This is a genomic window from Burkholderia sp. 572 (genome assembly GCF_040545135.1).
GTDB lineage: Bacteria > Pseudomonadota > Gammaproteobacteria > Burkholderiales > Burkholderiaceae > Burkholderia > Burkholderia cepacia.
The window spans coordinates 193,538-205,535 of the sequence record NZ_JBEPLH010000005.1 but is presented as its reverse complement, the minus strand read 5'-3'; the positions used below and the strand labels follow the sequence as shown (position 1 = coordinate 205,535).

General features: G+C 65.3%; 13 protein-coding genes. 10 read left to right on the top strand and 3 right to left on the bottom strand.

Going from position 1 to position 11,998, the window contains the following annotated elements:
- The first annotated feature begins 153 nt into the window (after positions 1-153).
- The 6 genes from ABIC51_RS11895 (at position 154) to ABIC51_RS11870 (ending at position 5,010) form a co-directional block, all read left to right on the top strand.
- Complete coding sequence (locus ABIC51_RS11895) at positions 154-732, top strand: YqgE/AlgH family protein (RefSeq protein ID WP_027788202.1); 579 nt, start codon at positions 154-156, stop codon at positions 730-732.
- Entirely contained in the window at positions 729-1,178 is a 450-nt protein-coding gene (gene ruvX, locus ABIC51_RS11890) for a Holliday junction resolvase RuvX (RefSeq protein WP_027788201.1), read from the top strand. Before ABIC51_RS11895 ends, ruvX begins: the two co-directional genes overlap by 4 nt.
- Positions 1,165-1,677: a bifunctional pyr operon transcriptional regulator/uracil phosphoribosyltransferase PyrR gene (gene pyrR / locus ABIC51_RS11885; protein WP_059695976.1), complete on the top strand. Its 513-nt coding sequence runs from the start codon at positions 1,165-1,167 to the stop codon at positions 1,675-1,677. Before ruvX ends, pyrR begins: the two co-directional genes overlap by 14 nt.
- A gap of 73 nt (positions 1,678-1,750) precedes the next feature.
- The gene (locus ABIC51_RS11880; protein WP_006476735.1) at positions 1,751-2,782 is read left to right on the top strand and encodes an aspartate carbamoyltransferase catalytic subunit; all 1,032 of its coding nucleotides are present in this window, start codon (positions 1,751-1,753) and stop codon (positions 2,780-2,782) included.
- 61 nt (positions 2,783-2,843) lie between these two features.
- Positions 2,844-4,133, top strand: a complete 1,290-nt coding sequence (locus ABIC51_RS11875; protein WP_175853329.1) for a dihydroorotase — start codon at positions 2,844-2,846, stop codon at positions 4,131-4,133.
- A 19-nt stretch (positions 4,134-4,152) separates the two neighbouring features.
- On the top strand, positions 4,153-5,010 hold the full coding sequence (locus tag ABIC51_RS11870; RefSeq protein WP_059695972.1) for a lysophospholipid acyltransferase family protein: 858 nt from the start codon (positions 4,153-4,155) through the stop codon (positions 5,008-5,010).
- Positions 5,011-5,055: 45 nt separating this feature from the next.
- Here the strand turns inward: ABIC51_RS11870 and ABIC51_RS11865 are convergent, their stop codons facing one another.
- Positions 5,056-5,895 (bottom strand): symmetrical bis(5'-nucleosyl)-tetraphosphatase, encoded by an 840-nt coding sequence (locus tag ABIC51_RS11865; RefSeq protein ID WP_124817141.1) that lies wholly within the window; start codon positions 5,893-5,895, stop codon positions 5,056-5,058.
- Positions 5,896-6,235: 340 nt separating this feature from the next.
- Between ABIC51_RS11865 and rfbB the strand changes: the two genes are divergently transcribed.
- The 4 genes from rfbB to rfbD are packed head-to-tail and all read left to right on the top strand — an operon-like array spanning position 6,236 to position 9,630.
- On the top strand, positions 6,236-7,297 hold the full coding sequence (gene rfbB, locus ABIC51_RS11860; protein WP_027788195.1) for a dTDP-glucose 4,6-dehydratase: 1,062 nt from the start codon (positions 6,236-6,238) through the stop codon (positions 7,295-7,297).
- 11 nt (positions 7,298-7,308) lie between these two features.
- The gene (gene rfbA / locus ABIC51_RS11855) at positions 7,309-8,202 is read left to right on the top strand and encodes a glucose-1-phosphate thymidylyltransferase RfbA (RefSeq protein WP_027788194.1); all 894 of its coding nucleotides are present in this window, start codon (positions 7,309-7,311) and stop codon (positions 8,200-8,202) included.
- On the top strand, positions 8,187-8,738 hold the full coding sequence (rfbC, locus tag ABIC51_RS11850; protein ID WP_027788193.1) for a dTDP-4-dehydrorhamnose 3,5-epimerase: 552 nt from the start codon (positions 8,187-8,189) through the stop codon (positions 8,736-8,738). Before rfbA ends, rfbC begins: the two co-directional genes overlap by 16 nt.
- A gap of 7 nt (positions 8,739-8,745) precedes the next feature.
- On the top strand, positions 8,746-9,630 hold the full coding sequence (rfbD, locus tag ABIC51_RS11845; protein WP_027788192.1) for a dTDP-4-dehydrorhamnose reductase: 885 nt from the start codon (positions 8,746-8,748) through the stop codon (positions 9,628-9,630).
- 153 nt (positions 9,631-9,783) lie between these two features.
- Here rfbD and ABIC51_RS11840 read toward each other — a convergent pair whose 3' ends face one another.
- Together ABIC51_RS11840 and wecB are read right to left on the bottom strand one after the other, a co-directional pair.
- Entirely contained in the window at positions 9,784-10,902 is a 1,119-nt protein-coding gene (locus tag ABIC51_RS11840) for a glycosyltransferase family protein (RefSeq protein ID WP_027788191.1), read from the bottom strand.
- The gene (wecB, locus tag ABIC51_RS11835; RefSeq protein WP_027788190.1) at positions 10,893-11,993 is read right to left on the bottom strand and encodes a non-hydrolyzing UDP-N-acetylglucosamine 2-epimerase; all 1,101 of its coding nucleotides are present in this window, start codon (positions 11,991-11,993) and stop codon (positions 10,893-10,895) included. The genes ABIC51_RS11840 and wecB overlap by 10 nt, the downstream gene beginning before the upstream one ends.
- Positions 11,994-11,998: the final 5 nt, after the last annotated feature.

Sequence of the window (11,998 nt, the reverse complement as noted above, 5' to 3'; positions counted from 1 at the left end):
CCCTTGCCGCGCGGGCCTGCAACACGCTGCCGACAGCGCCCGCGCGCGTGTTAGAGTGCCGTGTGATCCGCGCGCGCCGTTGCCAGCGCGGCGCGGCGTTGCTTGTTGATCGCGGCCCGGTCAGGCCGCGGCGTCTTTGCTAAAATTCAAACCATGTCAAAGCCTTCCGATCGCATCAATCTCACCAACCAGTTCCTGATCGCCATGCCGAACATGGCGGATCCGACGTTTTCAGGAACGGTGGTCTATCTTTGCGATCACAGCGAGCGCGGTGCGCTCGGCCTCGTCATCAATCGTCCTACCGACATCGACCTCGAATCGTTGTTCAACCGCATCGACCTGAAGCTCGACATCGAGCCGCTGCTGCACATCCCGGTGTATTTCGGCGGCCCGGTCCAGACCGAGCGCGGTTTCGTGCTGCATGAACCGGTGGAGGGCGCGAGCTACAACTCGTCGATGTCCGTCGAGGGCGGGCTGGAGATGACCACGTCGAAGGACGTGCTCGAGGCGGTCGCGACCGGCAACGGCCCGAAACGCTTCCTGCTGACGCTCGGCCATGCGGGCTGGGGGGCCGGGCAGCTCGAGGAAGAAATTTCCCGCAACGGCTGGCTGACCGTGGCCGCCGATCCGCGCATCGTGTTCGACACGCCGGCCGAAGAGCGCTTCGAAGCTGCGCTCGGCCTGCTCGGCGTCAGTTCGTCGATGCTGTCCGGCGAAGCAGGGCACGCATGAGTGGCGCGAGCGCGCGCGATGCGACGCTGCTCGCGTTCGACTACGGCGAAAAACGTATCGGCGTCGCGATCGGCAATGCGCTGACGCGCTCGGCCCGTGCGCTCGTCGTGATCCAGAACCTGAACCGCGAACACCGCTTCAAGGCGGTCGGCGACCTGCTGGCCGAATGGCGGCCGGACGCGCTCGTCGTTGGCCTGCCGATGCATCCGGACGGCACGCCGCACGACATGACGCAGCAGGCGAAGCGCTTCGGCAACCAGCTGAACGGCCGCTTCGGGCTGCCCGTCACCTGGGTCGACGAGCGTTATTCGTCGGTCGAGGCCGAGGCAGGGCTGCGCGAGCGTAACGTGCGCGGCCGTGCCCGGGCCGAGATGCTCGATGCCGAGGCCGCGCGCGTCATCCTTCAACAGTATCTCGATCAATTGTCCGACCATGAGCACCATTGACGCCGAGGCGCTTTACCGCGTCCTGCTCGACCAGATCCGCGCCGCGTACGGCACGGCTTTCGCCGAACCGGGCGGCCCGCGGCTCGCCGGCATTCACAGCGGCGGCGCATGGCTCGCCGAGCGCCTCGCGCGCGATCTCGGCGCGCCGGCGTTCGGCGTCGTGAACGTCGCGCTGCACCGCGACGATTACGCGAAAAAGGGGCTTCACAGCCAGGCCAGCCCGACGTCGCTGCCGTTCGAAATCGACGGCGCGCGCATCGTGCTCGTCGACGACGTGTTGTATACCGGGCGCACCGTGCGCGCGGCGCTCAACGAGCTGTTCGACTATGGCCGTCCGGCCGCGGTCGAGCTCGCGGTGCTCGCCGATCGCGGCGGCCGCGAGCTGCCGGTCGCCGCGCGCTTCGCGGGCGGCACGCTGGACGTGCCGGCCGGCGCGACGCTCGTGCTCGCGCGCGACGACGCGCAGTTCACGCTACGCGTCGAGGCGCACGGCGCCTGAGCGGCACGCGAACCGTATCCCGGGCCGCTGGTTTGCACCGCGGCCCGTTTGCATAGTTGGAATCACGCACACCATGACCACCGACACCACTGGCCGCACCGGCAATCCCGCTGCGGCCGCGAGCCCCGACCGGTTCCGCTACGGCTTCCTGAAGGGCAATCCGCAGCTCACGAAAAACGGCGAGCTGAAGCACCTGCTGTCGATCGAGGGCCTGCCGCGCTCGATCGTCAATCACATCCTCGATACGGCCGAGCAGTTCGTCAGCGTGACGGACCGTGAAGTGAAGAAGGTGCCGCTGCTGCGCGGCAAGTCCGTGTTCAACCTGTTCTTCGAGAACTCGACGCGTACCCGCACGACCTTCGAGATCGCCGCGACGCGCCTGTCGGCCGACGTGCTGAACCTGAACATCAATGCGTCGTCGACGAGCAAGGGCGAATCGCTGCTCGACACGATCAACAACCTGTCGGCGATGCATGCCGACCTGTTCGTCGTGCGTCATGCGTCGAGCGGCGCGCCGTACCTGATCGCCGAGCACTGCGCACCGCACGTGCACGTGATCAACGCAGGCGACGGCCGTCATGCGCACCCGACGCAGGGCCTGCTCGACATGTACACGATCCGTCACTACAAGCGCGACTTCACGAAGCTGCGCGTGGCGATCGTCGGCGACATCCTGCATTCGCGCGTCGCCCGCTCCGACATCCACGCGCTCACCACGCTCGGCGTGCCGGAAGTGCGCGCGATCGGCCCGCGCACGCTGCTGCCGGGCGGCCTCGAGCAGATGGGCGTGAAGGTGTTCCACAACCTCGACGAAGGGCTGAAGGGCGTCGACGTGATCATCATGCTGCGCCTGCAGAACGAGCGGATGAGCGGCGCGCTGCTGCCGTCGGCGCAGGAATACTTCAAGACCTGGGGCCTGACGCCCGAGCGCCTCGCGCTCGCCGCGCCCGACGCGATCGTGATGCACCCCGGCCCGATGAACCGCGGCGTCGAGATCGACTCGCAGGTCGCCGACGGCCCGCAGTCGGTGATCCTCAACCAGGTCACGTTCGGCATCGCCGTGCGGATGGCGGTGATGGGCATCGTCGCCGGCAACAGCGACTGAGCCCGCTTTCGCGCATCCTGATCCAGGCACTCAACGCATTCAACGCATTCACAGACAGCGCATGAAGATTCATATCAAAGGCGGCACGCTGATCGACCCGGTCGCCGGCACCGAACGGCAGGCCGACGTTTTCGTCGCGGACGGCAAGGTCGCCGCGATTGCCGACGCTGGCACCGCCGTGCCGGCCGGTTTCAACGCCGGGAAGACCATCGACGCATCGGGCCTGATCGTCGCGCCCGGCCTCGTCGACCTGTGCGCGCGGCTGCGCGAGCCGGGCTACGAGCACAAGGCGACGCTCGCGTCCGAAATGGCCGCGGCCGTCGCGGGCGGTGTCACGACCCTCGTCTGCCCGCCGGATACCGACCCCGTGCTCGACGAGCCGGGCCTCGTCGAGATGCTCAAGTTCCGCGCACGCAACCTCCACCAGGCGAACGTGCATCCGCTCGGCGCGCTGACGGTCGGCCTCAAGGGTGAAGTGATCACCGAGATGGTCGCGCTGACCGAGTCCGGCTGCGTCGGCTTCACGCATGCCAACGTGCCGGTGCGCGACACGCAGGTGCTGCTGCGTGCGCTGCAGTACGCGAGCACCTACGGCTACACGACGTGGCTGCGCCCGCAGGACGCATTCATCGGCCGTGGCGGCGTTGCCGCGAGCGGCGCGCTTGCGTCGCGGCTCGGGCTGTCCGGCGTGCCGGTTGCGGCCGAGACGATCGCGCTGCACACGATCTTCGAACTGATGCGCGTGACGGGCGCACGCGTGCACCTCGCGCGGCTGTCGTCGGCGGCCGGCCTCGCACTCGTGCGCGCGGCGAAGGCCGAGGGGCTGCCCGTGACGTGCGACGTCGGCGTGAATCACGTGCACCTGATCGATGTCGACATCGGCTACTTCGATTCGCAGTTCCGGCTCGATCCGCCGCTGCGCAGCGAGCGCGATCGCGAAGCGATTCGCGTGGCGCTCGCCGACGGGACGATCGACGCGATCTGCTCCGACCACACGCCGGTCGACGACGACGAGAAGCTGCTGCCGTTCGGCGAAGCGACGCCGGGCGCGACGGGGCTCGAACTGCTGCTGTCGCTGACGCTGAAGTGGGCGGACGAAACGCGTACGCCGCTGGCGCAGGCGCTGCGCCGCATCACGTCCGCGCCGGCCGACGTGCTGCAGCTGCCGGCCGGCCGCCTCGCCGAAGGCGGCGCGGCCGACCTGTGCGTGTTCGACCCGCGCGCACACTGGCGCGTCGAGCCGCGTGCGCTGAAGAGCCAGGGCCACAACTCGCCGTTCCTCGGCTACGAACTGCCCGCCTGCGTGCGCACGACGCTCGTCGCCGGACAGATCGCGTTCGAGCGCCCCTGAACCACGCCGGACCTTCGCCATGATTGCCCTTCGCAAGCTGCGTCTCGTCTTTCACCTGTTGCGCGGCATGGCGATCGTCGCGCTGCGTTTTTCGCACGTCACGCCCGCGCGGCGTGCCGAGATGACGCGCCGCTGGTCGCTCAAGCTGCTGCGGATCTGCGGGATGCGCCTCGTCGTCCACAACGACGGCGCGCGGCTTGACGCGAGCGCGCTCGTGGTCGGCAATCACGTGTCCTGGCTCGACATCTACACGATCAACGCGTGGCGGCCGACGCCTTTCGTGTCGAAGGCCGAGGTGCGGCAATGGCCGGTCGTCGGCTGGCTCGCCGAGAAGCTCGACACCGTGTTCCTGCAGCGCGAGAAGCGCACCGAGGCGATGCGGGTCATGCACGAAATGGCCGAGCGCCTGCGCAACGGCGGGCTGATGTGCGTGTTTCCGGAAGGCACGACGACCGACGGGCAGGAGCTGCTGCCGTTCCATGCGAACCTGTTCCAGGCCGCGGTATCGGCGGGCTGCGCGGTGCAGCCGATCTGCCTGATGTACGAGGACGCGCAGCGGCGGCAGTCGGTCGCGCCGGCCTACACGGGCGAGCTGGCGCTCGGCAAGTCGCTCGACATGGTGTTGCGCGGTGGCCCGATCGTCGCGCATCTTTACGTGTGCGAGCCGATCGCGCCGGGCGGCGACCGGCGGGCGACGTCCGCCGCGGCGCGCGATGCGATCGCGGCCGCGCTTGCGACGCTGCAGGAGAAGGTCGGCAAGCCGTCGGCCGAGTCGCTCGCGGAACTGGCGAAGCATGCGTATCCGGCGACCGAGGTCGGCACCGGTGCGGCGCGCAACGAGGCGGCCGACGCACCCGTGCCGGGGCGAGAGGGCTGACGCGTCGGGGCCGACCCACCTCCGGCCCCGCGAATCAGTCTCTCGTCACTCTCCGCCCGGTGAGCGGCACGCTTCGCACTGCACCTGCGTGACCGTGCGCTGCGCCGGATCGGCCGTCAGCCGCACGGCCGACAGCTGGTTACCCCACACACATCCCGAATCGAGCGCGACGAGGTTCTCGCGCAGCATCAGGCCGAGCGCGGCCCAGTGCCCGAACACGACCGTCACGTCCTCCGTGCGGCGCCCCGGTACGTCGAACCACGGCAGGTAGCCGGGCGGCGCGCTGTCGGGGCCGCCGTTCGCCTTGAATTCCATCGCGCCATCGGGCGTGCAGAAGCGCACGCGCGTGAATGCGTTGAACGCGACGCGCATCCGGTCGCGTTTCTTCAGGTCGGGGCTCCATCGATTCGGCTCGTTGCCGTACAGCTGCTGCAGCGTATCGCGCCAGTCGGGCGCGCGCAGCGCGCGCTGGAGTTCGTCGGCGAGTTCGAGCACCAGCGTGGTGTCCCACTGCGGCAGCACGCCCGCGTGCACGAGCAGCATTCCGTTTTCCGCATGCACGAACGGGCGATGGCGGACCCAGTCGAGCAGCGCGTCGGCGTCGGGGGCGTCGAGGATTTCGCCAATCGTGTCGCCCGGGCGCTCGGTGCGCAGGCCGGCGGAGACCGCAAGCAGGTGGAGGTCGTGATTGCCGAGCACGACGGTCGCGCGCGGGCCGAGGTCGACGAGCGCACGCAGCGCGGCGAGGGAGCCGGGGCCGCGATTGACGACGTCGCCGGCGATCCATAGCGGGGTGTCGGCAGGCGGGGACAGCTTGTCGAGCAGCGACTGGAGAGCGGAATGACAGCCCTGGATGTCGCCGATTGCGATGGGGGTGCGGGTCATGAGAGGTAGGTTGTTACAAATCCTGACGCGGGTCGAAAAAGGATGCGATCGCTGCAACTCAACTGCGAGCGTATTCGGGGAATTTTAACGTATTGATTTGAATGAATATTTTTTCTGGGGAGGGTCCGGGGCGCTGTTTCAAGTTGTTAGCGACGTGGATTTTGACCCAACCCGCTTCTTATAATTGGTGGCCCTTCAACAAAATTAGCATTTCATGGTTTTGAGGGTTACGGTCAGCAGTTAGAATGCCCGCCTTGGGGGGACGTGCACGTCATCGTCGCGTCCGGAGTTCGTGGCGGCTCGCGCTTGAGGCACGCCATGCATGACTAGAGGGAGCCTCATGATTCTGGTGACGGGCGGCGCGGGTTTTATCGGCGCCAATTTCGTAATCGACTGGCTTAGTCAATCCGACGAGGCCGTGCTCAATGTCGATAAATTGACCTATGCAGGCAACCTTCGCACGCTGCAATCGCTGAACGGAAGCCCGAAGCACGTATTCGCCCGCGTGGACATCTGCGACCGCGCGGCACTCGACGCGCTGTTGGCCGAGCACCGGCCGCGCGCGATCCTGCATTTCGCGGCGGAAAGTCACGTCGATCGCTCGATTCACGGTCCGGCCGAGTTCGTTCAGACCAACGTCGTCGGCACCTTCACGCTGCTCGAGGCCGCGCGCCAGTACTGGAGCGCGTTACCCGACGCGGAGCAGGCCGGCTTCCGGTTCCTGCACGTGTCGACCGACGAAGTGTTCGGTTCGCTGTCCGCGACGGATCCGCAGTTCTCTGAAACGACACCGTACGCGCCCAACAGCCCGTACTCGGCGACGAAGGCGGGCTCCGATCACCTGGTGCGTGCGTATCACCATACGTATGGCCTGCCGACGCTCACGACCAACTGCTCGAACAACTACGGCCCGTACCAGTTCCCCGAAAAGCTGATTCCGCTGATGATTGCGAATGCACTCGCGGGCAAGCCGTTGCCGGTCTACGGCGATGGCCAGAACGTGCGCGACTGGCTGTATGTCGGCGATCACTGCAGCGCGATTCGCGAAGTGCTCGCACGCGGCACGCCGGGCGAGACCTACAACGTCGGCGGCTGGAACGAAATGACGAACCTCGACGTCGTGCATACGCTGTGCGATCTGCTCGACGATGCCCGACCCAAGGCACAAGGCACGTATCGCGACCAGATTACGTACGTGAAGGATCGTCCGGGGCACGATCGCCGTTACGCGATCGATGCGCGCAAGCTCGAGCGCGAACTCGGCTGGAAGCCGGCCGAGACGTTCGCAACCGGCCTCGCGAAGACGGTCTCCTGGTATCTCGACAACCAGGCGTGGTCGGACGAGGTGGCTTCGGGCGAATACCGCAAGTGGGTCGAGACCAATTACGCAGCGCGCGTTTGACAGGAGAGGCGATGGCACGCAAGGGCATCATTCTCGCCGGCGGTTCAGGCACACGGCTCTATCCGATCACGCATGCAGTATCGAAGCAGCTGCTGCCGGTGTACGACAAGCCGATGATCTACTATCCGCTGTCGACGCTGATGATTGCCGGCATCCGGGACGTGCTGATCATCTCGACGCCGCAGGACACTCCGCGCTTCGAGTCGATGCTCGGCGACGGCAGCCAGTGGGGGATGAATATCCGGTATGCGACGCAGCCGTCGCCGGACGGGCTCGCGCAAGCGTTCGTCATCGGCCGGGACTTCGTTGGCAACGAGCCGTCGGCGCTCATCCTCGGCGACAACATTTTCTACGGGCACGATCTCGCGAAGCAGCTCGAGCGGGCCAGCGCGAAGGATACGGGCGCGACCGTATTTGCGTATCACGTTCAGGACCCCGAGCGGTATGGCGTGGTCGAGTTCGACCGCGAATTCCGCGCGATATCGATTGAAGAGAAGCCGGCAAAGCCGCGTTCGAGCTATGCGGTCACGGGGCTGTATTTCTACGACAGGCAGGTTTGCGACATCGCAGCCGACATCAAGCCGTCGGCGCGCGGCGAGCTCGAGATCACCGATGTCAATTCGCGCTACCTGGCGGCGGGCCAGCTCGACGTCGAGCTCATGGGGCGCGGTTATGCGTGGCTCGATACGGGTACGCACGATTCCTTGATCGAGGCGGCGACGTTCATCGCGACGCTGCAGAAGCGTCAGGGGCTCATGGTTGCGTGCCCCGAAGAGATCGCGTACCGCCGCAACTGGATCGACGCGGAGCAGGTGCTGAAACTGGCACAGCCGCTCGCGAAGAACGCCTACGGGCTGTATCTCCGGAACCTACTCACCCATCAGGTCGCATGGCAATCCACGTAACGTCAACGGCACTGCCCGAAGTCAAGCTTATCGAGCCGAAGGTATTCGGAGACGCGCGCGGGTATTTCTACGAGAGCTTCAACGCGCGCGAGTTTGCGGAGCACGTCGCTCCGGGTATCGAGTTCGTGCAGGACAATCACTCGCGATCCGCAAAAGGCGTGCTGCGCGGGCTGCACTACCAGATCGAACACACGCAGGGCAAGCTGGTGCGCGTGGTTGAGGGCGAGGTGTTCGACGTCGCAGTCGATGTGCGCCGCAGTTCGCCCAATTTCGGCAAGTGGGTCGGCGTGACGCTGTCCGCCGACAACCATCGGCAGCTTTGGGTTCCGCCGGGGTTCGCGCATGGCTTCCTTGTGGTGTCCGAGTCTGCTCAGTTTCTCTACAAGACGACCGATTATTGGTTTCCCGAGCACGAGCGCAGCATTGTCTGGAACGATCCGGACATCGGGATCGCGTGGCCGCTGGATGGCGAGCCGCTGCTGGCCGTCAAGGATGCCGCGGGCATGCGGTTGATGGACGCTGATCTTTTTGAGTGAGGTCGTGATGAATTCCGAGTCGACGATCCTCGTAACCGGTGTCACGGGTCAGGTAGGCTTTGAGCTGCTGCGCTCGCTGCAGGGGCTCGGCCGCGTGGTGGAGTGCGACCGCTCGATGCTCGATCTGTCTGATCTCGACCGGATCCGTGCTGTCGTGCGGGCGTTGCAGCCGGCCTTCATCGTGAATCCGGCTGCCTATACGGCCGTCGACAATGCCGAGGACGACGTCGATGCGGCAAGACGCATAAATGCCGATGTGCCGCGGGTCCTGGCGGAAGAGGCTGCGCGCAGCGGTGCGGTGCTGATTCACTACTCGACCGATTACGTGTTCGACGGAGCCAAGGCGGGCGCGTATACCGAGACCGATGCAGTGAATCCGCTGAACGTGTATGGGATGACCAAGCTTGAGGGCGAGCGTGCGATCGAGAACGCAGGGTGCGCGTACCTGACCTTGCGAACCAGCTGGGTATACGGGCGACGTGGCAGGAATTTCTTGCGCACGATGCTCAAGCTGGGCGCGGAGCGACCCGAATTGCGTGTGGTTGCCGACCAGGTCGGCGCGCCGACCTGGTCGAAAACAATTGCAGCCGCGACTGCGCACATCCTCTCCAAAGGGCTGGCGGCCCATGATGAGGCCTGGTGGCAGGCGCGCTCCGGAACCTATCATCTGAGTGCGGCCGGCGAGACGTCCTGGCACGGTTTCGCCAAGGCGATTCTCGGCATCGCGATGGGGGATGACGCACCCGCTGTGGTGCCGATTTCCGCGAGCGAGTTTCCGGTGCGCGCACGTCGCCCGGCGAATTCGCGCTTGTCCCACGGCAAACTCGCCGAGACGTTCGGTTTGCACCTGCCCGATTGGGAATACGCGCTGGGCCTCTGCATGGCCGACTGAAAGGGATCGCCGGTGCATTGCTCGGTATTGACCGGGCGCGTCAGGGTAACGGGCAGTCGAGCAAGCGGCGGATCCCGTCACCGAGTTTTACCGTCTTGTCAGCCTTGCATGCCGAAGCGAACCGCGATCGAGCGGGGATAGAACGATAGAACACTAGCCGAGAATGCCTGTTGCCGCGAAACGGGCGGCCCAGCTGTTTGCGCTCCGGATCCGCGATACCTCGTCGTGCGTCGTCCGGTATTCGAGTGCCTCGACAACGATTGAAGACAGGTTCTCGGATCCGCTCGAGAGGAATGTACCGGGTTCGTCGCACCGTGTTGCCATTTCTCCGAAGGGGGTCGAGATGACCGGTAATCCGAGCGCTCTGTACTCGTAATACTTGATCGGATCGACACCGTCCGTGAGCGGGTTGCGCAGGAACGGAATCAGGCCGACGTCGAAGTCCGACATCGCGGCAAGAGCGGCGGCGTGTTTCAGCGGCGGAAGAATCTGCACGTTCTCGGGCAGCGCGATTTGCGGGGGATGGAATAACGGCCCGATCAATCGAATCGTGTCCGCGGGGCGGCATTGCGCAAGCGCAGCGAGCCATTGCCAGTCGAACCAAGGCCCCATGGTGCCCAAGTAACCCAGTACATGCGGCCCGGCATGATCCGACGTCTTTTCGCGGAACGCCGGAAGGACGGCTGGATCGAGCCCGTTGTGGACCAGCCTGGCGTCAGGCCGAATACTGCTCCAACTCGAGCGCAAGCCCGAAGACGATACGAAAACCGTGTCGACCTCGCGCGCGACAGCGAGTTCGGTGCGTTTCATCGCCGAGCGCGAAACGCCTCGATAGAACGACGGGAAGTCGTCCATCCTGTCGTAGAGCGACCGGGCGGGACGAGCCGCTCGTAACAAGTCGAGCGCGAGCCCGGACGGCTTCCCGACCGCGAGAAGCGTGTTGCGCTCGGCGCAGAATTGCACGACGCGACGCGTGATGTCACGCCATCCGAATCGATTGATTGCGGTGCCGAGGGGCAGTGGCTCAAGCGGAAGGCTGCGGATGCGGACGACGTCGAGCCAAGGCGGCGCGGCCGTATGCGCGTCGGACTTGCCTTCGCCGGATGGACGGCGCAAGTCTTGAAGCATGGGCAGGCGGGTTGGATACGGATCGATCCAGAGCACACGGCCATGGGTTTCTTGATGAAACCACTCGACGAACTTGTGAGGTCGCTGTGCAAAGCTGCTCCATGGCACCGGCGACAGATAGACGAGTTGTTCGATCACACGCATTGTTCCCGGATGACGTCGAAAATCCGCTGGGCTGCCTTTCCGTCACCGTAGGGCGAAACGCCGCGTGCAACCTTGCCGTATTCGTCGGCGTTGTCGAGCATCAGTTGGACCGCATTGACGATCGTATCGGTTTGAGTGCCGACGAGCCTGACAACACCGGCTTCGACAGCTTCCGGGCGCTCGGTCTCGTCGCGCAACACCAGAACCGGTTTGCCCAGAGCTGGTGCTTCTTCCTGCACGCCGCCCGAGTCGCTGAGGATGAGGTACGAGCGCTGCATGGCGGCGACGAACGGCACATAGTCGAGCGGCGGGCAGAGTCGGATCCGGGCGTGGTGCGACAGCAGTTCGCGCGTCGTACGCTGGACGTGCGGATTGGGATGTACGGGAAACAGCACCTCGATGTCGTCGTTGGCGTCGACAATCTGGCGAATGGCATGGCAGATCCGTTCGAGCGGGGCGCCGAAATTCTCCCGGCGATGCGCGGTGACCAGAATCAGCCGTTTCGTGTCGTCGATATCGACGCCGCAGGACGGATGTGTCCGCAAGACAGTGTGAAGCGCGTCGATGACGGTGTTCCCGGTCACCCAGATCTGGTCGCTGGGGATGTTTTCATGCAAGAGGTTGTCGCGCGAACTCTCTGTCGGCGCGAAATGCAGCCTTGCGAGGCGCCCCGCGAAAACGCGGTTCATCTCTTCAGGAAACGGATTGCCGAGATCGCGGGTACGCAGGCCTGCTTCAATATGACCGAACGGTATATGCCGATAGAAGCATGCAAGCGCCGTGGCCATGACCGTCGTGGTGTCGCCTTGTCCCAGTACGAGATCGGGACGCTTGTCCACGAGCACGGCATCGATACCGTCAAGCAGACGCGACGTCAGGCTGGCAAGCCCCTGATTCGGACGCATGATGTCGAGATCGACATCCGGTTTGATATCGAAACAGGTCAGGATCTGGTCGAGCAGATCGCGGTGTTGCGCGGTCGCGAGCACGTGCACCTTGAATCCCGGATCCGCTCGCAAACGCAGGATGACCGGCGCCATCTTGATGGCCTCCGGTCGCGTACCTACGACGCACAGTATGGTTCTAGACATGCTGT

Excerpts from the sequence above, each read along its gene's own strand:
- ABIC51_RS11895 (WP_027788202.1), top strand. The coding sequence starts at position 154 with ATGTCAAAGCCTTCCGATCGCATCAATCTCACCAACCAGTTCCTGATC.
- ruvX (WP_027788201.1), top strand. The coding sequence starts at position 729 with ATGAGTGGCGCGAGCGCGCGCGATGCGACGCTGCTCGCGTTCGACTAC.
- pyrR (WP_059695976.1), top strand. The coding sequence starts at position 1,165 with ATGAGCACCATTGACGCCGAGGCGCTTTACCGCGTCCTGCTCGACCAG.
- ABIC51_RS11880 (WP_006476735.1), top strand. The coding sequence starts at position 1,751 with ATGACCACCGACACCACTGGCCGCACCGGCAATCCCGCTGCGGCCGCG.
- ABIC51_RS11875 (WP_175853329.1), top strand. The coding sequence starts at position 2,844 with ATGAAGATTCATATCAAAGGCGGCACGCTGATCGACCCGGTCGCCGGC.
- ABIC51_RS11870 (WP_059695972.1), top strand. The coding sequence starts at position 4,153 with ATGATTGCCCTTCGCAAGCTGCGTCTCGTCTTTCACCTGTTGCGCGGC.
- ABIC51_RS11865 (WP_124817141.1), bottom strand. The coding sequence starts at position 5,895 with ATGACCCGCACCCCCATCGCAATCGGCGACATCCAGGGCTGTCATTCC.
- rfbB (WP_027788195.1), top strand. The coding sequence starts at position 6,236 with ATGATTCTGGTGACGGGCGGCGCGGGTTTTATCGGCGCCAATTTCGTA.
- rfbA (WP_027788194.1), top strand. The coding sequence starts at position 7,309 with ATGGCACGCAAGGGCATCATTCTCGCCGGCGGTTCAGGCACACGGCTC.
- rfbC (WP_027788193.1), top strand. The coding sequence starts at position 8,187 with ATGGCAATCCACGTAACGTCAACGGCACTGCCCGAAGTCAAGCTTATC.
- rfbD (WP_027788192.1), top strand. The coding sequence starts at position 8,746 with ATGAATTCCGAGTCGACGATCCTCGTAACCGGTGTCACGGGTCAGGTA.
- ABIC51_RS11840 (WP_027788191.1), bottom strand. The coding sequence starts at position 10,902 with ATGCGTGTGATCGAACAACTCGTCTATCTGTCGCCGGTGCCATGGAGC.
- wecB (WP_027788190.1), bottom strand. The coding sequence starts at position 11,993 with ATGTCTAGAACCATACTGTGCGTCGTAGGTACGCGACCGGAGGCCATC.